Origin of the sequence: Kribbella sp. VKM Ac-2566, assembly GCF_004366005.1 — a bacterium.
Lineage (GTDB): Bacteria > Actinomycetota > Actinomycetes > Propionibacteriales > Kribbellaceae > Kribbella > Kribbella pratensis.
On record NZ_SODT01000008.1, the window covers coordinates 1,225,540 to 1,246,870 of the forward strand.

Below are 21,331 nucleotides of genomic sequence, written 5' to 3' on the forward strand. Positions count from 1 at the left end.
ACCACTGCCCATCGGAACCTGGGGTGCGATCTCGACCTGGGTCGTGGACCGACGACAAGGGCCGCGCCGTCAAGCACAAGTCGCAGGCCAGATTCCGCGACTACGACGGCCATGTCCGGCCGGTCTCCGCCTACGGCAAGACCAAGACCGCCGCTGAGCGCGCTCTCCTGAAGAAGCTCCAGGACCGCGCGAAGACAGGCCGCCACGCCGGCGAACTGACCGCGATGCACAAGATGAACGACCTCATCGACCTGTTCGAGAAGAAGTTCACCGAATGGGTCAAGGACGGCACGCGCTCACCCACCACGCTCGACAACTACCAGGGCGCTATCAAGAACCACATCCGCCCCGCCCTGGGCGAACTCCGCATCGGCGAAGCCACCACACCCCGCATCGACACAGTCGTCGCGCAGATCAAGCAACGCGCCGGCGCCCCACGAGCCAAGACCTGCCGCGCCGTCCTGTCCGGAATGATGAGCCTCGCCGTCCGCTACGGCGCCATCACCGTCAACCCGGTCCGCGAGATCGAGACCATCGAGGCCCAGCCGAAGAGCCCGCCACGAGCCCTGACCAACGACGAAGTCACCCTCCTCCGAACAAGCCTCGCCGCAGACGAACGCGCCGCCGAAGCCGACCTACCCGACCTGGTCGCCTTCATGCTCGGCACCGGCGTCCCCATCGGCGAATCCCTCGCCGTCCCCTGGTCCCAAGTCGACCTTGAAGCCGGCACCGTCGAGATCACCCACACCATCGTCCGCGTCAAAGGCGAAGGCCTCGCTCCGGTGGTCGCCCGTTCCCGGGCGGGTGAATTGGGAAGCCAGTCGGCGGGCCGGTTGATCGGCAGCCTGCAGGAAACGGTGAGTCGTGGGGTCTCGGTCGCGCCCTCAACTCCGACGCCACGGTGTGCTGCGACCCGATCAGCTGCTTTCGCGCGGTCGCGGCTTGTCTCCAACCCGTCGGCCTTCGTGCTTGGCAAGCCTGGGCTCGGGAAGTCAACGGTGGTACGTCGGATGGCGCTCGGCCTGGCCGGGCACGGCGTCCAGCCGCTCCTCCTCGGCGACCTGAAACCCGACCACCGCGACCTGATCGAGGCCCTCGACGGCCAGGTCATCGACCTGGCCCCGGCCGCGGAAACCTGAACGTGCCCGACCCCGGCGACACCCCGCCGGCCGCGCCCAGGCTCACCGGCTCCGCGCGGCCGGCGGTGAATGGTGGGTTCAGATGAATGTGATCGCCGCGGCCTTCGCCAGGTTGCCCCGGGCAACCTGCTTGCTGCCAGCGGCAACGTGGCCATACTGCAGGCATCGACGAATCGCGTGACTACGACTTGGTTTCGATGGTGTCCAGACTCTCACAAAGGTCCGAGGTGCGCGGACATTCAGGTCAACGGAGGTCCGACGAGTTCGTAGCCATACCGACGCATGATGTTCTCGGCCTTCGCAAGAACGTCGGGATCAACCTTCGAGAGGTCTGGCATGGCCGCCATCAGTTCTGGGAGCAACGGCTCGAGTTCTTTGAAGTAGCCCGTCATCCCGCCGGGCGTGAACATGACCGTGACTCGACCGGGCTGGCCGCCGATGTTTGCCCATGCGTGCGGCGTACCGCGTGGGATGAACACGAAGGCCCCCGCCGCCGCCTCGCTGACGTCGTCGGCGATCTTGAACCGATACGTGCCGTCGAGAATGTAGTACGCCTCGTCGTGTTCGTGGTGGATATGCTCCGGAGCCCCGACGTCCGGCGCCAGCAACAGTTCGCCGAAGTCGATGACCCCGCCGGTTTCGGCCCCGGAGATCTTCCAAGTGAAGAGTTCCCCGGGCATGAACGTCTGCCGGCTCCCTTCGCTCGGCGGCACGACGCGACCTCTCGATCCCATGATTGGGCCTCCCCGTTCGTCATCATCCCCCGATGATCAACCGTAGATGCCTGACAGCGCCACGGATAGTACGGACGCGACATGCAGGCGGCGATGCTCAGGGGCGGCAGTCGATCCAGGTCCGCATCAGCGCCGTCGGGGTGTCGCCCCCAAACGCGCGGCAATCGCGGACGAAGTGCATCTGGTCGTAGTAGCCGGCATCCGCCACAACCTCCGACCACGTGCGGTCAGGTTCGTCGCTCTTGGACTGTAGGGCGCGGGCGAACCGCGCGATACGTCCGAACATCTGTGGGGCGACACCAACCTGTTCGAGGAAGACACGCTCGAACTGCCGGACACTGATCTGGCTCTGCGCTGCCATCGTCCCAAGGCCGACCGGAGCCGAGCCATGCAGCATTGAACGCGCGGCCGACTGCACCGGATGAAGGGGTCGGCTATCCGAGACCTTCGTGAGAAGGAACCGCTCGAGGATGGCGACCATCGACCACAGGTCATCGGGCGTCTCGACAACGCGCTCGTGTACTTCTCTCACATCGACTCCCACGACATCGGTCGCGTCAGGGGTCAGATCGGTAACGTGACGAAGCGGGACGTGGAACAGCCGATAGAACCCAGTCGGTTGGAAGTGGACCGTCAGCGTGATGAGTCGGCCTGTTGCCCGCAGATCGAGATTTCGGCGCGTCTGGCGACCAACAATGACGACATCCGGCGCGCTTGCTTCTGCTCCAGAACGGCGATCCACGACAGCGAACGGTTGCGCGAGATTGAACTGCATCATCTGTTCCGGGCGGGCTGTGAGCGGCTTCCGAATAACCGCGTCTCCGAGGTCGACCCGCGCGTAGTGGTAGCAACGCACGTATTCGCGCAGGGGCGGCGCAGGCAGAGCCTCTACAACGTCATACACATTCACAACCCCACCTGCTAACTCGGTCGGATGTCCCAACTGACGATACTCTCCGTCAACCGAGCGCTGGTACGAACGCGGCGTCTGCGAGCCGTACCCGCACACCTCACCGCGTCACGCACGCGGCCTCGCACCGCCTTCGCCTCGCCCCCCGAGCAGGCAACCGCCTCAGCGTCCGGGGCCGCCCAAAAATAGTACGCATGCTAAATCTTCTGACCGGCGGCGATCGGCTGAGGAAGGGTCCAGCGGGTCGCCTAAGATCATACGTATGGCGAAGAACTCCGTTCCCGCGGTGCCGCTCATCCCGCGACGTCTTCCCGTGGGTCGGCTCGGGGTGTCCGTTGTCGCCGAGCTCGTCGCCCTGATCGTGACCGGCCGGCTGAAGGAGGGCGACCTGCTGCCTCCGGAAGGACCGCTGAGTGAGCACTTCGGCGTGAGCCGGACGGTGTTGCGTGAGTCGGTGAAGAGGCTCGAGGAAAAAGGCCTGGTGACCGTCTCGCAGGGTCGTGGCACTCAGGTACGGGCGCCGGGGTACTGGAACATGCTCGACCCAGTGGTGCTCTCGGCCCTGATCGACAACGACGAGAGCGTGGGCGTCCTCGACGAGTTGACGATCGTGCGCGCGAGTCTCGAAGCGGCGATGGCAGGTGCCGTGGCCAACTCACACACCGCCGACGAGCTGCGGCGGCTGGAGAATGCGTTGACGGCGATGCGGGAGAGCGAGTCCGAGACGGACTCGTTCCGGCAGGCCGATGTGGTCTTCCACTATGCGGTCATGGAGATCTCCGGCAACCGGCTGGCGGAGAACATCGCCAAGCACATCTACAAACGAGCCGTCGAGTCCAGCCGGTACCAGGGCATCAATCCGCCGGACGCCGTGACCCTCACCCTCAAGGAGCACGAGGCGATCGTCAAGGCCATCGCCCGTAACGACGCGGCCGCCGCCGAGAAGGCGATGCACGATCACATCCACGGGTCGTGGGAGCGCCGTCGGCTGTCCGACCAGCCTCCCCGGCCACGTGGCCGCAAGCGCAGTCAGAAGCGGCAGTAGATGTCGGTGGCGTTGCCGCCGAACACCTGCGCACGTTCTGCGCTGGACAGCCCGCTCAACAGGCGGTCGACCGCGGCCTTCCATGCCACCGCTCCCCCGCCGAGTTCGGCCAGCGGCCAGTCGGAGCCGTAGAGAAGGCGTTCCGGACCGAAGGCATCGAGGGCGATCAGCACGCGATCGGCGAGATCCTCAGCCCGCCAAGATCCCGGGGCAAGGCCGGAAACAAGGCCCGACAGCTTCGCGACGACGTTCGGACGACGAGCCAGCTCCCGCAGTCCAGCTGCCCATACCCGCGTATCCGCTCCCGGCGCGGGTGGTCCGCCGAGATGGTCGAGCACGAAGCGCATTCCTTCGTACCGACCACTCAGGACTGCCGCCTGCGGCAGTTGCCAGTCGCGAACGACCAGGTCGAAAGAAAGGCCCTCGCGATCCAGCGCGGTGAAGCCGAGGGCAACATCCTCCCGCAACATCCACTCGGGATCCGGGTCGATGTGTGCCAGGTGCCGCACTCCCACCAGGGTCACGGTTGCGTGCCGACGGATCTGGTCGAGCTGTGGACCGACGGGCGCGGAGAGATCGACCCAGCCGACCAGGCCGGCGACGACGGACGGGTCCAGTCGAGCGAGCCGAACGCTCTCCGCCAAGCTGTTGCTCGACTGGACGACCACCGCACGCCCGAGACCCGTCGAGGCGAGCATGACCTGCAGGTCGGACGAGCCGAAGTCACGGGCGATCGGCGCCATTGTCTCCGGATCGATCCAGTCCTGCGGGTCCAACGCTCGGTCCCACAGATGCACATGCGCGTCGATGCCGGCGGTCATCCGAGGTGCCACACCTCGTCGACGGGCTGCCACAACGCCCCCGGGTTCCGCTCTTCGGCGATCCGCACCTGGCACGGATCGGTGTGCGTCCACCACTCCTGCGAGACCGGGTCGTCCGCGATCCGTTGCATGTCCGCCTCGTGGTCTTCCCCGACGTACTCGTAGTACGCGAACAAGATGTCGCCGAAGACGAAGATGCTGTAGTTGCGGACGTTGCACTCGACGAGCTTCTGCTCGACACCCGGCCAGACGGCGCGGTGCAACGACAGGTACTCCTCACGCTTCTCGGGTCGTACGCCGACGACGAACGCCCGGCGCTCCGGTGCGCGCGTCACGAGACCGGCCTCAGCGGTGCGGCGGGAACGTCGATGACGTCCGGCTCGGCCACCAGCCGCAGAGCAGCGCGCTCAGGCCGGATGTGCGGTCCTGTCGCTGCCGGAACTGATGCCTCGGAGTTTCCCGATGACAGCTGGGACTCGTCCACCAGGATGCCGATGCCCGGGCGGTCGCCCAGGATGATCCCTCCGTCGTCGAACTCCTGGTCGACGTCCAGACCGACGGGGAAATGAAGATCCTGGACCTCGTAGGTCAGCAGGTTCGGTACGGCGGCGGCCGCGTGCGCGATCGGATTCGCGTTGTACGCCACGGGACTCACCGGCAGGTCATGTCCGTGCGCCAGCGTCGCCACCCGGAGGAAGTGGGTGATCCCCCACACGTTGCCCACCTGGACGACGTCGAGGGCCTTGGCGTCGAGCAGTGGGCGATACTGCTCGAGCCCGGTCAGGTTCTCACCGCTCGCGATCGCCGCACGGATCTTGCCGCGCAACGCCGCCAATCCTGCCGCGTCCCACCGGCGTAACGGCTCCTCCACCCAGGTGAGGTCCAGATGTTCCTCGATGGCGGCCACGTACCGGGCGGCCTGCGCCTGGTTCCACGACTCGTTGGCGTCGAACATGAGCGCCGGCCGACGGGAATTGCGGCTGAGCGCCGCCCGAACGATCTCCAGCCGGGGCAGGTCACGGTCCAGGTCGCGGCCGCCCTTGACCTTGCCCGCCTTGAACCCGCGGTCCGCGAACCGGCCGTACAGTTGCGCGACTTCCTCATCGGTCAGGCCGTACTCGAGGCCCGACGCGTATCCCGGGACGAAGCGTTCGCGCGCCCCCAGAGTCCGCCAGAGCGGCTCGTCCGCCAGCTTGGCCTTGAGGTCCCACAGCGCCATGTCGACGGCCCCGATCGTGCCGAACACAGGGCCGGAATGACCGGCTTTGAACACCCAGTCGAGCATCCGGTCGTACAGAGCCACCACCGACCGTGGGTCCTCGCCCTCGACCGCGGGGAAGACCCGCGCGATGTCGGCGTGGAGACCGAGCCCGACGCCCTCGATGCCGGCGTCCGTCTCGATGATGAGCACGGGGACCGGCGTGGTGTCGCCACTCTGTACGCCGTTGACGTCGCCGGTGACCCTCCCCCAGTCGTGAACCGTACTCAAGCTGCGATATCCAGTGATCTTCATGGTCAATCCTCCTTGAGAACCGGGGCGGTCGTCATTCCTTGGTTCCGCCCGCCGTCATTCCCTCGACGAGGAATCGCTGGGAGAAGAGGAAGACGATCAGCACGGGCAGGATCGAAACGATTGTCGCCAGCGCCAGGGTAGGCAACTGGACGGAGTCCGATCCGGCCGAGCTGGGGTTGAACGCGGGCGTCGCGGCGAGCAGCGAGGTGAGGCCGACCTGGATGGGGTACCCGTCGCTGGAGGGCAGCATCACGAACGGCAGGAAGAAGTTGTTCCAGTTCTGCACGAAGCTGAAGAAGGCGACCAGAGCGACGATCGGCGCGCCCAGCGGAAGGGCGATCCGCGTGAAGACCTGGAACTCGGTGCAGCCGTCGATGCGGGCTGCCGCAAGCAGGTCACGCGGGATGCTCGTCGAGAAGTAGATGTAGGTGAGGTACACGCCGAAGGGGAAGAACGACATCGGCAAGATCACCGACAGCGGGCTTCCGATCAGGCCGACGCTGTTCAGCTCCAGGAAGATCGGCAGCACCAACGCAGTACTGGGGATCAGCATGACGACCAGGGTCAGTACGAGCAGCGCCTTGCGCAGCTTGAACTCGGTGAGCGCGAGTGCGTATCCGGCGGGGACACTCACGAGCAGCGTGAGCGCCAGAGCCCCCAGTGCGTAGAACGCGGAGTTCCCGATCCAGGTCGTGACCGCGCCGTCCTGGAAGCCGAACAGCTGATGCCAGTTGGAGACGAAGTCGCTCCATGATCCGAGCGCGAACGGATTGGAGACAGTCAGCGCCTTGGCGGACTTGGTGACCGCGAACAGCAGCCAGACGATCGGGACGGCGAAGAAGAACACGAACAGGGTCAGGACGAAGCCCGCAACGGCTCGCCCGCTCCATCCTCGGAGGCTCACGCGGCGAGGTTCGGCGGAAACTGCACTCATGGTCATTCCTTCTCGAAGAGGCCGCCGCGGGTCACGAACACCCAGGACAGCAGCAGCGCGACGACCAGCAGGATCAGCGAGATGGCGGCTGCGCCGTTGAAGTCGTTCTGCTGGAACGCGTACTGATAGGCGAGCTGATTCAGCGAATAGTCGTTGGGGACCACCGCGTTGCTGGCCTGACTGAGCAGTTGCGGTTCGACGAACAGTTGCGTGCCGGCCGCGAGCGACATGACCCCCATGTAGGCGATCCATTTGCGGAGCATCGGCAGCTGGATCCGGAGTGCGATCTGTACGGCGCCGGCGCCGTCGACCTGGGCCGCTTCGAGCACTTCCGTGCTGATGTTGTTGAGCGCGCCGTACATGATCACGATCCATCCGCCGGCTCCGGTCCAGAACGCGATGATCGCGAAGATCGCCGGCAGGTTCCCGGGCTGGATGACCGCCACGAAACTGTCGAACCCGAACGCCCGCAGCAGGCCGCTGACCGGGCTGGCCGTCGGATCGAGGACGAACAGCCAGAGCAGGACGCTGGACGCGCCGGCGAGAGCGCCGGGGAGGTAGTAGACGAAGCGCAGTGCCGTGCTCGCCCACCGGAGACGTACGGCGTGGACGAGCAACGCCAGACCCACGACGAAGACGACCAGCGCGACGAGCCAGATGACCAGGTAGAGGGTCACATGCAGCACAGCCGGCCAGAACCTGAAGTCACTGACGACCTTCGTGAAGTTGCCGACGCCGGCGAACCCGCCGTCGGCGTTCGTGAACGCCAGCAGGACCGCGTACAGCGAAGGAACAACCCCGAATGCGAGCGCGAGCAGGGCGTAGAGCGAGACGAAGACGTAGCCGATCGGCGTGCGACCGGGTCCCCGGCCGGTCGGCCGGCCCGGCCGCCGACGCTCGAAGGCGCCGGCGGCCAGCTCGTCGCTCGGTGGAGCGATGGTCATTTCAGTTCACCGAGTATCCGTTGACCTTGGCTTGGTTCTCGATCGCCTGCTGCCACGTCGGCAGCAGTTCGACGATCGACTTGCCGCCGGTGATCGCGGTGGTCATCGTCTTCGCCCAGATCGCTTCCTGGCTGAAGATGCCGTAACCCCAGCCGTCCCATACCTGCGAGGCAGCGGTCACCACCGGCTGAAGCGAGGTTGCGAAGTACTTGCTGGACTCCTGCTTCGCGACCCACTTCTCAGCCGCCGGCGCATAAGCGGGGTAGCCGGGCGCGACACTCACCTGGTAGTCGTCGGCGGTGGTGACGAACTGGACGAACTTCTCGGCGGCCGCGAGGTTCTTGGAATGGCTGGAGACGAACCATGTCCCGCCACCCACGTTGCCCGTGACAGGTTTGTCGTCGCCCTTCCACGGCAGCGGCGCGGCGATACCGAGCTGGCCGGCGGGCACGTTCAGGGACTGCGGGTTGTTGAAGATCGCCCCGGCATACCAGGCCGGCCCGGGCATCATCAGCACCTTGCCGGAGTACTTCTTCACGAACTCCGGGGTGAAGACGCTGACGACGGGGACGGTTCCGTTCCCGCGGAGCGTGTCGAGCATCGACGCCGCTCGCTTGCACTCGGTGGTGTCGGTGTTCACCTTCACCGACTTGGGACCGGTGATGCCGTTGGCCTGGCACTTGCTGGCCCACAGGAACACTTCCGGCGTCCATGCGTCACCAGCTGTGCCGATGATGTATCCGGGATGCTCCTTCGCCACTTTCTCCCCGAGGGCCTGGTACTCCTCCCAGGTGGTCGGCACGGCGTAGCCGAACTGGTCCATCAGCTTCTTGTTGTACCAGAGCACAGCCTGAGCGAGGTCGTTGCGGAGGCAATACACCTGGCCGTCCACAGTGCAAGGGTTGAGCGACCCTCCGGTGAACTTCGCGAGCGTGTCACCAGGGACCAGACCTTTGTCCAGCACGGCCGCGAACGCCTGCTTGCCGCCGCTCTTCTGACTGGCCCAAGCCGCGTCGTTGTTCTGGGTCGAGAACACGACGTCGGGCCAGCCGCTGCCGGCCCGGTCGAAGAGCTGCATCTTCGTGCGGAACGAGTTCGATCCGTTCGCCGACCCGTCGTACGCGACAACCTCGATCTTCGTGTCCGGATTGGCCTTCTGGAACGCCTTCGCGGCGGCCTGACGGTCGGCGTCCACCCAGACGGTGATCGTCGCGGACGCGTCCTGCGTCACTTCGGGAAAGCCGAACGACCCGTTCGCCGAGGTGCCTTTGGTACTGCAACCGGCGAGGGCCAGGAGCGCCGTCCCGACGCAGAGCCCGGCGACTGTCAGCGCCGACCTGCGGCGCGAACGAACCCCAGTGTGGATTCCGGCCATGAGTTGTCCTTGTCTTGTCGACTCCGTTGACGAATCGGAGTGGGTCGTGATTCGAGACTATAGGGCATACGTATGATGTTTGCCAGTAGACCCGTGACGCTGAGAACAGTGGTCACGTCACCGGCCGAGCCAACCGCCGTCGACCGGGAGGATCGTCCCGGAGACGTAGCGAGCGGCGTCCGACGCCAAGAAGACAGCAGCGCCGGCGATGTCCTCCGCCGTACCCCATCGCCCCGCCGGGATCCGCTCGAGGATGGCCCGGGAGCGATCAGGGTCGTCCCGCAGCGCCTGCGTGTTGTCGGTCGCGATGTAGCCGGGAGCGATGCCGTTCACCGTCACGCAGCGCCCCGCCCACTCGTTGGACAGGGCGCGGATCAGCCCCGCCGTACCGGACTTGGCGGCCGCGTAGCCCGGGACATTGATGCCGCCCTGGAACGACAGCAGTGAGGCTGTGAAGACGATGCGGCCGTACTCGGCCTGCAGCATCCGCCGACCCAGAATCTGGCTGAGCACGAACGTGCTCGTGAGATCGACCTCGAGCACCTCGTCGAACCAGTCGAGGGGATGCTCGGCCGCGGGAGCGCGGCGGATGGTTCCGGCGTTGTTGACCAGGATGTCTACCTGACGATCCGCCGCGGCGAGCGCTTCGGCAAACGCGATCACCGCTGTGCGATCGGCGAAGTCCACGCGATGTCCCGAAAAGTCGCGGCCAAGCTGACGCACGCGATCTCCGATCGCCGACGACGCCGGGTCGAGAGTGGCCGACACACCGACGATGTCGGCACCGGCAGCAGCCAGCGCCTCGGCAACAGCGAACCCGATCCCGCGCTTCGCGCCGGTCACCACAGCGAGGCGGCCGGTCAGATCGAAGGGATTCATGAGGCGTTCAGCTCCACGAGCAGCTTCATCGCCTGCCCCGCTTCGAGGACGCCGAAGGCCGATTGGACCTCCGTCAGCGGCAGGACGGCGGTGACGAGTTTGTCCGCCGGTATCGTGCCTTCGGCAACGAGTTCGGCGGCGCGCTCGAAGTCGCGTCGCTCGTAGACCCGCGCGCCGAGGATCCGCAGCTCTCTCCAGAACACGCGATGAAGGTCCAGCGGGCGCGGTTGCGCATGGATGGCCACCACGACGAGGGTCCCGCGGACCTTCACCAGATCGGTGGCGCCCTGAACGGCGGCCGCGGAGCCGGAGACCTCGAACACGACATCCGCTCCGGCGCCACCTGTCCACTCCTCCACCCAGGCGGCCTGATCCACGGACGAAGGATCCAGCGTTGCGAGTCCTAGCTCGGCAGCAGTGGCCCTGCGGGCGGGGTCGATCTCCGCGATCACGACCTCAGCACCGAACGCGACGGCGACGGTCGCGATCAGGACACCGATCGGGCCCGCACCGATGACGACAGCCTTGTCGCCCGCCTCGATCTCGGACCGACGTACGTCGTGGACCGCGACGGCTACCGGCTCCACGAGAGCGGCGTCACGCAGCGAGACTCCGGAGGGCAGTCGTACGAGGGTCGATGCCGGGACGTTCCAGTACTGCTGGAGAGCCCCGGGACTGTCGATGCCGATGAAGTCCAGGTGCTGGCAGATGTGCTCATTACCTGCCCGGCAGGCGGGACACGTGCCGTCCCAGACGAGCGGCATCACGGTCACCGGGTCACCGATCGACCAGCCCTCGACACCAGGGCCGAGGTCGACGATCGTGCCCGACATCTCGTGCCCGATGGTCGCCGGCTTGCTGACGCGGCCGTCCATGTCACCGTGGAACACGTGGAGATCGGTGCCACAGATGCCGACATAGGCCACCGCGATCCGGACCTCGCCGCGGCGCAGATCGGCCGGTGCGCGCTCCTCGACCGCCATCGTCCGGTCACCCACATAGTTCACCGCCAACATCGCTCTCACTTCCTTCTCGATCGGCACCGCGGCCGGAAGGGCCGGCGGGCCTGCGCAGCCTAACCCAGGACCGATACAAACGTAATACGTATGTTGAAATGCGATACCGTCCACAGCCATGGACAACGACCACCCTTCCGGCGCGGCCACTCAGCCGTTGCCGACGCGACGTCTTCGCACCGGCCACCAACTCACCGAGCTGGGACTGGGCGCTTCCCAGTTCGGCAACCTGTTCACGGAAACCACCGACGAGCAATCGGCGCGCGCCGTCGAGGCAGCGCTCGACGAGGGGATCCGCTACTTCGACACGGCACCCCACTACGGCTTGGGTCTGTCCGAACACCGGCTCGGCCAGGCCCTGCACGACATCGCCGTCGACGTCCTCGTCTCCTCGAAGGTGGGGCGCCTGCTGGTCGAGAGCCCGGAGACGGCCGATCGACTCGACGACGACGGGTTCGTCGTACCGGCGACGAAGAGACGGGTCTGGGACTACAGCCGTGACGGGATCCTCCGTTCTGTGGAGCAGTCGCTCGTACGACTCGGTACCGACCGACTGGATCTCGCCTATCTGCACGATCCGGACGACCATTGGGAGGCGGCCTCCACCAGTGGAATCTCGGCCCTGGTCGAGCTTCGGGACCAAGGCGTGGTCGGCGCGATCGGCGCCGGCATGAACCAAGCGGCGATGCTGACCGAGTTCGTCAGGCGGACCGACGTCGATGTCGTCATGGTCGCCGGGCGGTTCACACTCCTCGACCAGTCGGCTCTCGACGATCTCCTGCCCATCGCCGATGAGCGAGGCGTCGGCGTTGTCGCCGCGGCGATCTACAACTCCGGACTGCTCAGCAAGGCGACGGTCGACACCTCAGCGCACTACGACTACTCGCAGGCGCCGAGCACCGTCGTCGACCTGGCTGTCCGGGTGGCCGAGGTCTGCGAACGGCACGGCGTGAGCCTTCCCGCGGCCGCCGTCCAGTACCCGCTGCGTCATCCCGCGGTCGTGTCGGTGGTGACCGGGATGCGGACCGAGCAGCACGTTCGGAGCACCGTGAGCCGGTACCGGGAAGACATCCCGGAGTCGCTCTGGGAGGAGCTGCACGCAAGCGGTCTCGCCCCGGACCCCGCCCGGCGGAGCTAGGCATACTCACGCCGTACGAGCTCTTGTCGCAAACATCATACGTATGCTAACTCTGTTCCGGGGTATCGACGCCCCCTCAACAGGAAGCGATCGAACACGACATTGACGTCTGAATCGCGACGCTCGATGGCCACGCCCGGGGGGCGCAGATCGGCCGTTCTCGCGTTGCTCGGCGCCGCCGCCGTCATCGCCTCGGTGCTCAGCCCGTCGAGTGCGCAGGCCGCGCCCGCGACCGTCTACTACGCAGCGCCCGACGGCAAGGACTCCGGACACTGCAGCCAGGCGATGCCGTGCACTCTGGAGCGAGCGCAGCACGTGGTCCGTCCCGCCGCGAAGTACGGCGACGCGACCGTTCAACTTGCCGATGGCAACTACCGTCTCGACGCGCCGCTCAGGTTCGGGCCCGAGGACGGCGGCGGCGACCACACCATCCGCTGGACTGCCGCACCCGGCGCCCACCCCGTCATCACGGGCGCGTCGAAGGTCACCGGCTGGTCCCAGTCCGACGTGGGGCGCGGGATCTGGGTGGCGGACACCCCGAGCGGCCTCGACACTCGTCAGCTGTACGTGAACGGCGTGATCGCGCCACGTGCGTCCATCCGCCTCGCCAACGCCGACGTCACACCGACGGCGACGGGTCTCACCATCAAGAACCCTGCCCTGAGCTATCTGGCAACGCTTCCCGACCAGAGCAGGATCGAGTTCGAGTCACTGGGCGACTTCACCAACCGGTACTCTCCGGTCAAGAGCATCAGCACGAGCGAGATCACGATGGCGCAGCCGGCCTGGGACAACAACACCTGGGGCTGGGACACGGTCCAGAACTCGTTCCTGGCCGGGCCGAGCTGGTACCTCGACAACTCGCTGAGCTTCCTGACCCAGGTCGGCCAATGGTACATCGATCCGACCGGCGGAAAGCTCTACTACAAGCCGGCCGACGGCGTGGACCCGAACCAGCTCGATGTCGAACTCCCCCGGCTGCAGTCACTGATCAGCATTGGCGGGACCTACGACCAGCCGGTCACCGGACTCACCTTCGAGGGCATCCAGTTCTCCGGTACGTCGTGGCTCGGCCCCTCGACAGACGGGTACGCCGACCAGCAGAACGGGCTGTTCATCAAGGGTTCCTACGACTACCGCCCCGCCGACGCCTTCGCCCGTTGCTCGCGCGGCTGTGAGATGTTCGAGCGGGCGCGCACCACGTGGTACCAGGAACCGGCCGCGGTCCAGGTGTCGGCCGCGGGCCGCATCTCGTTCACCGGAAACACGTTCACCAACCTCGGACAGTCGGCACTCGGGATCGGGAACGACGCGAACGCCACCACCACCGGAGTCGGGCTCGGCGCGAGCGACATCGACGTGGTCGGCAACCGGTTCACGGAGAGCAGCGGCCACGGCGTCGCCGTCGGCGGCGTACTGCCCGACGCGCACCACCCCAGCGACCCGCGGATGACCAACCAGGACATCCTCGTCGAGAACAACACGATCAACCGGGTTGCCGTGGACTACAAGGACAACAGCGGCATCCTCAGCACCTACGTCACCGACGCGAGGATCCTCCACAACGAGGTCTCCAACGTGCCGTACGACGGCATCGACACCGGCTACGGCTGGGGGATCAACGACGCCGGAGGGTCGAACGACTACGTCGACCGCGGCTACTACAAGTGGAACACGCTGTACTCGACACCGACCACGCTCAAGGACAACCGCGTCGAGGGCAACCTCGTGCACAACACGAAGGCACGCTTCGCCGACGGCGGATCGGTCTACAACCTGTCGGCGAGCCCCGGCACGGTGGTCAGCAAGAACTACCTGTTCAACATCTCGGGGGTCGGCCTGTACCTCGACGAGGGCTCGCGCTCGATGACCTACGAGAACAACGTGGTCCAGGGCGGCTCGTTCGTCTTCACCAACGCCTACAGCCTCCGGAACAACACCAGCGACAACGTGATCCAGAACAACTGGTACAACTCCGGAGGGGCCTCCACGCCCAACGCCGCCGCGCACAACAACAAGCTGATCAACAACGTGAAGATCAGTGGGGCCAACTGGCCGGCGGGCGCGCGGGAGGTGATCTGCGCTGCAGGTGTCGAACCGCAGTACCGGACCTCGCTCAACGCGAACCAGTTCGGCTTCACTGGCTGCTCGGTCGATGCAGCTGTCGCCTCCGGGTTCGCCACGGCCAAAGCCTCGGCTGTCAGCTCGTACTTCGGTCAGAGTGGCGGAGCCTTCGGGATCGCGGCCGCCGGTGCCGATGTCTGGGGCGGGGGCGGTCAGCACGACGACCAGTTCGGCTCGATCTACAAGGCCGGCGCGTTCGCATCACAGGCGAGCGTTTCTGCCAGGGTCGTCTCGGTCAACGACGCCAACGCCTGGGCCAAGTCCGGAGTCATGGTCCGCAACGACATGACGAAGGCGGGCGCCTCCGCCGGCTACGCGGTCGTCGCGGCCACCGCCCGCAACGGTGTCGTGTTCGAGTGGGACGCCAACGGCGACGGCTACCTGGACAGCGAGGCGCGCGCGAGCGTCGACAGCTACCGTCCCGTGTGGGTGAAGCTCACCCGATCCGGTACGTCGTTCAGCGCCTCCTACTCCTACGACGGTAAGAACTACGCTCCGGTCGGGGCCCCGGTGACCCTGACCTCGGCCGCAGCACAACAGGACGCCGGCATCTTCTCCACCTCGCACGACGTGAACCAATCGGCCATCAACCAGTTCGACTCCGTCACATTCATCGGCTAGACACCGGGGCGCATTGACTGATCACCTCATCCACCGATGACCGCAGGCCTTCCGTCGCAACGACGGAAGGCCTGCGGCGTCTACTGGTTCAGGTCCAGCCACGGCTGGTCGTCGAGGTTGCGGCCGACGCTGCAACGCGGGCCGGCCATGATCGCCATCCACTGCGGCTGGTGCGTCACCGCACAGACATGATCACGCACGACGTCCGGCTGCTGCGGACGGGCGCGGGGTACGCGCTCGCCTCGTCCCCGACGGCAGCGCTACGGAACTACGTCACCCGCACGCATCAGATCGGCGACGTACAGCTATCCGGCGTGCGCGACCCGGATCTGCGTGCGACGGCGTACGAACTCTCTTGCGAACTGGTCTGGAACCCCGCGTCGGCACCGTCCAACATCGGATTCGAACTGCGCCGCGAACCGCAAGGCGGCCGGCACGTGGCCGTCGGCGCCTTCCTCAACGGGCCGTACGCCTACGTCAACCGGCGCCCCACCGTCAACCCGACAGGTGGCGAGTCACAGACGCAGATCGACCCCTCGACCGGTCGACTGGCGATCCGCGCGCTTGTCGACCGCTCGAGCGTCGAGTACTTCATCGACGAAGGTCGCCACGTGCACTCGCATCGCGTCTTCCCACTTCCAGGCGACGACCACATCCGGCTGTTCGTCAACGACGGCGAGGCAACCTTCCGCGCCCTCACGATCCGCGAGCTCAAAGTCTGAACCGCGGATGCCGACGCCATCGTCGCCGCGCACTGTGGGAGGCGCTTGGAGCGGTTTCGGCTGGCAGGATGTCGGTATGGACGAGCGGCTGGAGGGTGGTTTCGACGGTGGGGCCTCATTGGTCGATGGCGTCGTACGGCGTACCGCGGGAGCCTGGACGTCCTCGGTCCATGCGCTCCTGGGTCATCTCGAGGCTGCTGGGTTCTCGGGCGCACCACGGCCGTTGGGTGTCGACACCGACGGACGGGAGATGGTCAGCTATCTACCCGGGCAGACGGTCGGGAACACGCGGCCCTGGCCGTCGTGGACACACAGCTCCTCGGCTTTGACCGACGTTGCACGATGGCTGCGGCGCTATCACGCGGCCGTTGCCGACTTCGTTCCGCCGCAAGATGCGCGCTGGCGCGAAGGAGAAGCGTGGCGGCCAGGCATGATCGTCGCGCACAACGACGCAGCGCCGTACAACGCGGTATGGAACAGCGACGGCCTGGTCGGATTCGTCGACTGGGACATGGCCGGGCCGGTACGCGTCGAGCTGGACGTCGCCTGGGTCGCCTTTTCCTGGACGCCACTGCATGCTCCACACGTCGTGGCCGCCGAAGGCTTCACCGACTTCGACTCACGCCTGGCCCGACTCTCGCTGTTTCTCCGCGAATACCACTGGCAAGGCACCACCCGCGACATCCTCGACCTCATCGCCGAACGCCTGACCCTGCAGCTGACCCTGATGACACAAGCCGCCTCCAGCGACCCCACCTACCAACGGATGCTGGCGGCCGGCCGAGACCACGACCTGACAGTCGCTCTCAACCAACTAGTCGACCTCCGCTGATCCTCGCTCCCTGGGTGATCCGCAGGCCTTCCGTCGCGACGGAAGGCCTGCGGCGTCTGCTGGTTCAGTAAGCGACGGTGAAGCGGGTGCGGTGGTGTTTGGGCGTCTCGAGTTCGTCGGCGAAGGCGATCGCGTAGTCCGGGCCGGAGATCTGGGAGACGCCGTTCTCGTCGCGCAGCAGGATGTCGTCGCCGATTCGGAACTTGCCGGTGCGGGTGCCCGGGTTGAACGATCCGTACAGCATCGGCGGGCTCAGGTAGAACCAGTCGGCGTCCACCGTGGTGCTACGCAGTACGTCGAGGGCCCGAGCGTGAGCTTGTGCTTCACCGAGGTACTCGGCCGGCCACTCGGGCAGGTCCAGCACCAGCGGACCGCCCGGCGAGGCAGCGAGGCTACCGGTTCCACCGACCACGCCGAGGCGCGCGCCGGTTTCGGCTGCGGCCTGGAGCATGGTCGGTACGACGTCCTTCAGCTCCGGGGCTCCTGGCGGGATCGAGGGAATCGCGAGCACGATGATGTCGGCGCCCTTGCTGACGTCCCGGACGAACGCCTCGTCGTACGCCGATCCTGCAGTGGCCGTGAGTCGTGGATGTTCGGGTAGTTTGCTGACGTCGCGGGCCACGCCGACGACGCTGTGACCGCGGTTCAGCAGTTCCTCGGTGATCTGGCCGCCGGCGTAACCGGTCGCGCCGAAGACGACGACTGTGGACATAGGGGTACTCCTCATTGTTGGTTTTTGCGCCGGGTGCGGGACGCCCGGAGGTTCGGGGCGTTGCCGCACACCTTGGAGTCGTGCCAGACACGTGCCTGGTTGCGTGACTCGTCGTAGAAGCTGACGCCGCAGCGCGTTCCCGCGCAGGACTTCAACCGCGGCAGCGTTCCGTTGCTGTGGGCAAGCAACAACTCCATGGACACCAGCGCGGCCACACCCTCCCAGCCGCGCTCCACGGGTCGGTAGCCGACATGCCCGTCCGGTTCGAGCTGCAGCCGGATGTCGACCGGCACCAACTCCGCAGGCGCGGTAGCCGGCGGGTGGACATGCTCTGCCTGTGCTCGAGTCGCCTGCCGCAGTTGTTCACGCAGACGTCTGAGCGGCGGGAGGTCGGCCTCGCTCAGCCACAGGTCCGGCACCGGTTTGCCGGTTGCATCCGCCCACCGAGTCAGCGCATCCCGCAACCAGTTGTTCGCGGCGGCCGGATCAGCAAGCTGGTCCTCGGTTCCCTGCAACTCGTCGAGCGCCGTGTTCACCAACTCCTGCGCCAGCCGCAACCCACCCGGCGCCAACACCAGCCCGAACCGCGCCGTATTCGATGACATAACCAAAGCCTATACGCTTATGTCATCCCAAACAAGGCACAGCCATTCCGTCACCAAGCGCTGACTGACAAGGCGACCGCGTCCTGCCGCGGGGACCTCGTCACGCATTGACGAGCGGTGTTGAACCCCAAGGCAAGGAACGCGCCACCACGCGTGCGGTTCAGCACATACACAGCGGCAGCAGCGGGTGGGCCACGCGACGTCACAGCCAAACGCCACGACGGAGACTTAGGAAACTTGCGGAAACATGTTGCCCAAGGATCCCGGATTTGCCAGCATGGGTGTTCATGACCAAAGACTTCGGACCGGTAGCGCCGGTGGCTGGGACGGCATTACTGCCGCTCGGACTGCGCGCCGTACGACTTGACGGAAGCTTTCTCGGCGACCTGCAGGCCAGCAACGGCGCGGTGTCGATCCCGTTGGGGGCCGAGCATCTAGAGCACCAGTGGGACAACTACCGGAACGTGGCCAAAGGGCTCACGGGCGTGGAGTACCACGGTCCGAACTACGAGGACGGTGAGGCATACAAGTGGCTCGAAGCCGTTGCCTGGGAGGCGGCGCGCAGTGACGACCCCCGGCTGCTCGACTGGCTGGCGACGCGGTCGGAGTTGATCGCCGACGCGCAGGCCGACGACGGGTACATCGGCACCTTCGTGCAATCGGGTCAGCGGGACGAACGGTACGGCCGGCTCGACTTCGACCACGAGATCTTCAACATGGGCGCGCTGATCCAGTCGGCGGTCGCTCAGTACCGCGCGACCGGACTGACCACGCTGCTCGACGTGGCGAAGAGGGCGGCCGACCACCTGCACCGCGAGTTCGGCACCAGGACGGACCAGCGTGAGGGTTTCTGCGGGCACCCGCTCGCCGAGTACGCGCTGGTCGAGCTCTACCGATCCACCGGTGAACAGCGGTATCTCGACCAGGCGAAGTACTTCGTCGACGCCCACGGTCGTCAACTCCTTGCGCCCGGCAACGTGCAGCGTGCCGCTTACCTGTCCGACCGAGTGCCCGTTCGCAAGACCACGGCTCCGGAAGGGCACGCCGTACGAGCGGTCTACCTGGCCGGCGGCGCGACGGACGTGGCAATCGAGACCGGGGACACCGAGTTGCTCGAGGCACTCGAGACGCAGTGGACCAACATGGTGCAGACCAAGATGTACGTGAACGGAGGCCTCGGCAGCCGGTGGGACGGCGAGGCGTTCGGCAACCCGTACGAACTGCCGTCCGACGTCGCGTACGGCGAGACGTGCGCCGCGATCGCGAGCATCCAGTGGACCTGGCGGTTGCTACTGGCAACGGGCAAGGCGCAGTACGCCGATCTGATCGAGTGGCAGCTCTACAACGCCGTACTGCCAGGCGTCTCACTCGACCGATCGAAGTACTTCTACGTCAACGCCCTTCAGGTCCGCGCCGGCGCGGAGGACGCCGACAGCCGCGCTCCGAGCAACGGCCGGCAGGCGTGGTTCGGGACGAGTTGCTGCCCGACGAACCTGATGCGTACGTTCGCGTCGCTCCAGCACTACGTCGCAACGGAAACCGAACGTGGACTGCAGATTCACCAGTACGGTGCGGGCTCGATCGAAGGCGCCGGCCTACGGTTGACCGTGGTCACCGACTACCCGTTCAACGGCCGGGTCTCGGTCGCGGTCGACCAGGCGTCCACGGAGGCCAAGGCGATCTCGCTGCGGGTTCCCGGCTGGGCGCACGGCGCGGAAATCACGGTCAACGGCGAGAGACACGCCGCTCTCGCGGGCAGCTACATCAGCTTCAACAGGGCCTGGGAGCCCGGAGACCGCCTGGTCCTCGACCTGCCGATGACGCCCCGCCTGGTGCACGGCCATCCGCGCGTCGAGGGAATCCGCGGCTCGGTGGCGATCTGCCGCGGCCCGCTGCTGTACGCCGTCGAACACGCCGACCAGCCCGACGGCGTCGTCGTCGACGACCTCGTGCTGACCAGCACTGTCCTGACCGAGCTCCCGTCCACGGACGGACCGCCGCTGATCGCCGGGACAGGCGCGAGCCAGAAGGCATCGACAGCCTTGTACGACGATCAGCCCGCCGAGCTCGGCGACGCCGTACAGATCACCGCACTGCCCTACTACCGGTGGGCGAACCGTGACATCGGCCCGATGAAGGTCTGGTTGCCCCTCGCCTGATCAGCCGGCGTTCCCGTCGGTCGACGCCCGCACCACCAGCTGGCAGGGCACGATCTCCGTGCCCGAGTGCGGCCGCCCTTCGATTGCGTCGAGCAACCGCTGGGCGGCCACCCGGCCCACGTCGGCCAGCCGGAGGTCAACCGAGGTGAGCGGCGGACGGGCACCCTCGGCGATGATCTCCCAGTTGTCCGTGCCGACGATCGCGACGTCCTCGGGGATCCGCCGGCCGAGTTCGCGCAGGGCGTCCGCGCCACCGCGGGCGAGCAGGTCGCTGCCGTAGTGGATCGCGTCGATGTCCGGGTGCGCGCGGAACAGGATGTGCGTCGCCTGCCGCCCCCACGCCTCGGTCCAGCCGCCGTACATCACCGATCCGGTCAGCTCCTTGCCGGCCTCGGCCAGTGCGGAGACGAAACCCTCGTGCCTGCATCGGGCGGCGTCGAAGTGCTGAGGTCCCGTGACGTGGGCGATCCGCGTGCGGCCGATCCGTAGCAGGTGCTCGGCCGCGATCCGTCCCGACGCGACGTCGTCGACCACGACGGAACAGTCCGACTCGTTCTCCGACGGTGTCAGTGCGTAGACGACAGGTACGTCACCGGCGCCCATCAGCCGCGGCCGGCGGTTCGAGCTACGGCCGGTCACGATGAAGCCGTCGACACGGCGGCCGAGCAACACATCCACGTAGTGCTGCTCCCGGATCGGGTCGCCACGGCCGTCGCACAGGAACACCGAGATCTGGCCGGCCCCGAGCGCGTCCTCGGCGCCGAGCATGACCGGCACGCTGAATCGCTCGAAGCTGTCCGTCGTGATCATGCCGACCGTGTAGCTGCGCCGCTCGAACACGCTTCGGGCCAGGGCGTTCGGCCGGAAGTCGATCTCCTCCGCGGCGGCCCGGATCCGCTCCCGGGTGGCGTCGCTGATCTGACCGGTACCGTTCAGCGCCTTCGACACGGTGCCGGGCGATACCCCTGCCCGTGCCGCGACATCCCGCACCGTCGATCGACGCTCCTGACTCAAGCATTCCCTCCCTGATCGCTGTTTCCGGAAACAACCATACCCGACCGCTGACCTGATTTCCGTGGCAGGCCTGCGGTCGGCTCTTGACCAGGAA

General features: G+C 66.6%; 20 protein-coding genes. 7 read left to right on the forward strand and 13 right to left on the reverse strand.

What is annotated here, in order from left to right; all coding sequences use genetic code 11:
• Window positions 1-23 precede the first annotated feature (23 nt).
• Window positions 24-1,139 (forward strand): tyrosine-type recombinase/integrase family protein, encoded by a 1,116-nt coding sequence (locus tag EV647_RS42500; protein ID WP_202876079.1) that lies wholly within the window; start codon window positions 24-26, stop codon window positions 1,137-1,139.
• Between the two features lie 239 nt (window positions 1,140-1,378).
• Here EV647_RS42500 and EV647_RS08765 read toward each other — a convergent pair whose 3' ends face one another.
• Both EV647_RS08765 and EV647_RS08770 read right to left on the reverse strand, forming a co-directional pair.
• The gene (locus EV647_RS08765; protein WP_166679828.1) at window positions 1,379-1,819 is read right to left on the reverse strand and encodes a dimethylsulfonioproprionate lyase family protein; all 441 of its coding nucleotides are present in this window, start codon (window positions 1,817-1,819) and stop codon (window positions 1,379-1,381) included.
• Window positions 1,820-1,970: 151 nt separating this feature from the next.
• Window positions 1,971-2,783 (reverse strand): helix-turn-helix domain-containing protein, encoded by an 813-nt coding sequence (locus EV647_RS08770; protein ID WP_134000784.1) that lies wholly within the window; start codon window positions 2,781-2,783, stop codon window positions 1,971-1,973.
• Window positions 2,784-3,045: 262 nt separating this feature from the next.
• On the opposite strand from EV647_RS08770, the gene EV647_RS08775 reads away from it, so the two are divergent.
• Complete coding sequence (locus EV647_RS08775) at window positions 3,046-3,828, forward strand: FadR/GntR family transcriptional regulator (protein ID WP_134000786.1); 783 nt, start codon at window positions 3,046-3,048, stop codon at window positions 3,826-3,828.
• Here the strand turns inward: EV647_RS08775 and EV647_RS08780 are convergent.
• The 8 genes from EV647_RS08780 to EV647_RS08815 form a co-directional block, all read right to left on the reverse strand.
• Window positions 3,813-4,649 carry an amidohydrolase gene (locus tag EV647_RS08780; protein WP_202870886.1) on the reverse strand — a complete coding sequence of 279 codons (837 nt, stop codon included), beginning with the start codon at window positions 4,647-4,649 and terminating at the stop codon, window positions 3,813-3,815. The two genes, EV647_RS08775 and EV647_RS08780, sit on opposite strands and share 16 nt — an antisense overlap.
• Window positions 4,646-4,984 carry an L-rhamnose mutarotase gene (locus tag EV647_RS08785; RefSeq protein WP_134000790.1) on the reverse strand — a complete coding sequence of 113 codons (339 nt, stop codon included), beginning with the start codon at window positions 4,982-4,984 and terminating at the stop codon, window positions 4,646-4,648. The genes EV647_RS08780 and EV647_RS08785 overlap by 4 nt, the downstream gene beginning before the upstream one ends.
• Window positions 4,981-6,162: a mandelate racemase/muconate lactonizing enzyme family protein gene (locus tag EV647_RS08790; RefSeq protein WP_134000792.1), complete on the reverse strand. Its 1,182-nt coding sequence runs from the start codon at window positions 6,160-6,162 to the stop codon at window positions 4,981-4,983. Before EV647_RS08790 ends, EV647_RS08785 begins: the two co-directional genes overlap by 4 nt.
• Window positions 6,163-6,193: 31 nt before the next feature.
• The gene (locus tag EV647_RS08795; protein ID WP_202870887.1) at window positions 6,194-7,096 is read right to left on the reverse strand and encodes a carbohydrate ABC transporter permease; all 903 of its coding nucleotides are present in this window, start codon (window positions 7,094-7,096) and stop codon (window positions 6,194-6,196) included.
• Window positions 7,097-7,098: 2 nt separating this feature from the next.
• On the reverse strand, window positions 7,099-8,040 hold the full coding sequence (locus EV647_RS08800) for a carbohydrate ABC transporter permease (protein ID WP_134000796.1): 942 nt from the start codon (window positions 8,038-8,040) through the stop codon (window positions 7,099-7,101).
• Window position 8,041: 1 nt separating this feature from the next.
• Window positions 8,042-9,415, reverse strand: a complete 1,374-nt coding sequence (locus EV647_RS08805; protein WP_134000798.1) for an ABC transporter substrate-binding protein — start codon at window positions 9,413-9,415, stop codon at window positions 8,042-8,044.
• A 117-nt stretch (window positions 9,416-9,532) separates the two neighbouring features.
• A complete protein-coding gene (locus EV647_RS08810; protein WP_134000800.1) occupies window positions 9,533-10,294 on the reverse strand; it encodes an SDR family oxidoreductase in 762 nt (253 codons plus the stop codon).
• Window positions 10,291-11,310 (reverse strand): zinc-binding dehydrogenase, encoded by a 1,020-nt coding sequence (locus EV647_RS08815; protein ID WP_134001889.1) that lies wholly within the window; start codon window positions 11,308-11,310, stop codon window positions 10,291-10,293. The genes EV647_RS08810 and EV647_RS08815 overlap by 4 nt, the downstream gene beginning before the upstream one ends.
• A 118-nt stretch (window positions 11,311-11,428) precedes the next feature.
• On the opposite strand from EV647_RS08815, the gene EV647_RS08820 reads away from it, so the two are divergent.
• From EV647_RS08820 to EV647_RS08835, 4 genes are all read left to right on the forward strand, one after another.
• The gene (locus EV647_RS08820; RefSeq protein ID WP_134000802.1) at window positions 11,429-12,448 is read left to right on the forward strand and encodes an aldo/keto reductase; all 1,020 of its coding nucleotides are present in this window, start codon (window positions 11,429-11,431) and stop codon (window positions 12,446-12,448) included.
• A 126-nt stretch (window positions 12,449-12,574) separates the two neighbouring features.
• The gene (locus tag EV647_RS08825; protein ID WP_134000804.1) at window positions 12,575-15,193 is read left to right on the forward strand and encodes a right-handed parallel beta-helix repeat-containing protein; all 2,619 of its coding nucleotides are present in this window, start codon (window positions 12,575-12,577) and stop codon (window positions 15,191-15,193) included.
• A 188-nt stretch (window positions 15,194-15,381) separates the two neighbouring features.
• Complete coding sequence (locus EV647_RS08830) at window positions 15,382-15,915, forward strand: GH32 C-terminal domain-containing protein (protein WP_134000806.1); 534 nt, start codon at window positions 15,382-15,384, stop codon at window positions 15,913-15,915.
• Window positions 15,916-15,991: 76 nt separating this feature from the next.
• Window positions 15,992-16,747 (forward strand): phosphotransferase, encoded by a 756-nt coding sequence (locus tag EV647_RS08835; protein WP_134000808.1) that lies wholly within the window; start codon window positions 15,992-15,994, stop codon window positions 16,745-16,747.
• 64 nt (window positions 16,748-16,811) lie between these two features.
• Here EV647_RS08835 and EV647_RS08840 read toward each other — a convergent pair whose 3' ends face one another.
• Both EV647_RS08840 and EV647_RS08845 read right to left on the reverse strand, forming a co-directional pair.
• Window positions 16,812-17,459 carry an NAD(P)-dependent oxidoreductase gene (locus tag EV647_RS08840; RefSeq protein WP_134000809.1) on the reverse strand — a complete coding sequence of 216 codons (648 nt, stop codon included), beginning with the start codon at window positions 17,457-17,459 and terminating at the stop codon, window positions 16,812-16,814.
• A gap of 11 nt (window positions 17,460-17,470) precedes the next feature.
• Window positions 17,471-18,064 carry a CGNR zinc finger domain-containing protein gene (locus EV647_RS08845; protein ID WP_134000811.1) on the reverse strand — a complete coding sequence of 198 codons (594 nt, stop codon included), beginning with the start codon at window positions 18,062-18,064 and terminating at the stop codon, window positions 17,471-17,473.
• 287 nt (window positions 18,065-18,351) lie between these two features.
• Here EV647_RS08845 and EV647_RS08850 point away from each other — a divergent pair, with 287 nt between their 5' ends.
• On the forward strand, window positions 18,352-20,223 hold the full coding sequence (locus tag EV647_RS08850; RefSeq protein ID WP_134000814.1) for a glycoside hydrolase family 127 protein: 1,872 nt from the start codon (window positions 18,352-18,354) through the stop codon (window positions 20,221-20,223).
• On the opposite strand, the gene EV647_RS08855 is transcribed toward EV647_RS08850, so the two are convergent.
• A complete protein-coding gene (locus EV647_RS08855; protein ID WP_134000816.1) occupies window positions 20,224-21,237 on the reverse strand; it encodes a LacI family DNA-binding transcriptional regulator in 1,014 nt (337 codons plus the stop codon). It lies immediately after the preceding gene.
• Between the last annotated feature and the right edge of the window lie 94 nt (window positions 21,238-21,331).

What these genes read in the sequence shown, in the direction of transcription:
- EV647_RS08765 (WP_166679828.1), bottom strand. Translation starts at nt 1,819, where the DNA reads ATGCCCGGGGAACTCTTCACTTGGAAGATCTCCGGGGCCGAAACCGGC.
- EV647_RS08775 (WP_134000786.1), top strand. Translation starts at nt 3,046, where the DNA reads ATGGCGAAGAACTCCGTTCCCGCGGTGCCGCTCATCCCGCGACGTCTT.
- EV647_RS08780 (WP_202870886.1), bottom strand. Translation starts at nt 4,649, where the DNA reads ATGACCGCCGGCATCGACGCGCATGTGCATCTGTGGGACCGAGCGTTG.
- EV647_RS08790 (WP_134000792.1), bottom strand. Translation starts at nt 6,162, where the DNA reads ATGAAGATCACTGGATATCGCAGCTTGAGTACGGTTCACGACTGGGGG.
- EV647_RS08795 (WP_202870887.1), bottom strand. Translation starts at nt 7,096, where the DNA reads ATGAGTGCAGTTTCCGCCGAACCTCGCCGCGTGAGCCTCCGAGGATGG.
- EV647_RS08800 (WP_134000796.1), bottom strand. Translation starts at nt 8,040, where the DNA reads ATGACCATCGCTCCACCGAGCGACGAGCTGGCCGCCGGCGCCTTCGAG.
- EV647_RS08805 (WP_134000798.1), bottom strand. Translation starts at nt 9,415, where the DNA reads ATGGCCGGAATCCACACTGGGGTTCGTTCGCGCCGCAGGTCGGCGCTG.
- EV647_RS08810 (WP_134000800.1), bottom strand. Translation starts at nt 10,294, where the DNA reads ATGAATCCCTTCGATCTGACCGGCCGCCTCGCTGTGGTGACCGGCGCG.
- EV647_RS08815 (WP_134001889.1), bottom strand. Translation starts at nt 11,310, where the DNA reads ATGTTGGCGGTGAACTATGTGGGTGACCGGACGATGGCGGTCGAGGAG.
- EV647_RS08820 (WP_134000802.1), top strand. Translation starts at nt 11,429, where the DNA reads ATGGACAACGACCACCCTTCCGGCGCGGCCACTCAGCCGTTGCCGACG.
- EV647_RS08825 (WP_134000804.1), top strand. Translation starts at nt 12,575, where the DNA reads ATGGCCACGCCCGGGGGGCGCAGATCGGCCGTTCTCGCGTTGCTCGGC.
- EV647_RS08830 (WP_134000806.1), top strand. Translation starts at nt 15,382, where the DNA reads ATGATCACGCACGACGTCCGGCTGCTGCGGACGGGCGCGGGGTACGCG.
- EV647_RS08835 (WP_134000808.1), top strand. Translation starts at nt 15,992, where the DNA reads ATGGACGAGCGGCTGGAGGGTGGTTTCGACGGTGGGGCCTCATTGGTC.
- EV647_RS08840 (WP_134000809.1), bottom strand. Translation starts at nt 17,459, where the DNA reads ATGTCCACAGTCGTCGTCTTCGGCGCGACCGGTTACGCCGGCGGCCAG.
- EV647_RS08845 (WP_134000811.1), bottom strand. Translation starts at nt 18,064, where the DNA reads ATGTCATCGAATACGGCGCGGTTCGGGCTGGTGTTGGCGCCGGGTGGG.
- EV647_RS08850 (WP_134000814.1), top strand. Translation starts at nt 18,352, where the DNA reads ATGACCAAAGACTTCGGACCGGTAGCGCCGGTGGCTGGGACGGCATTA.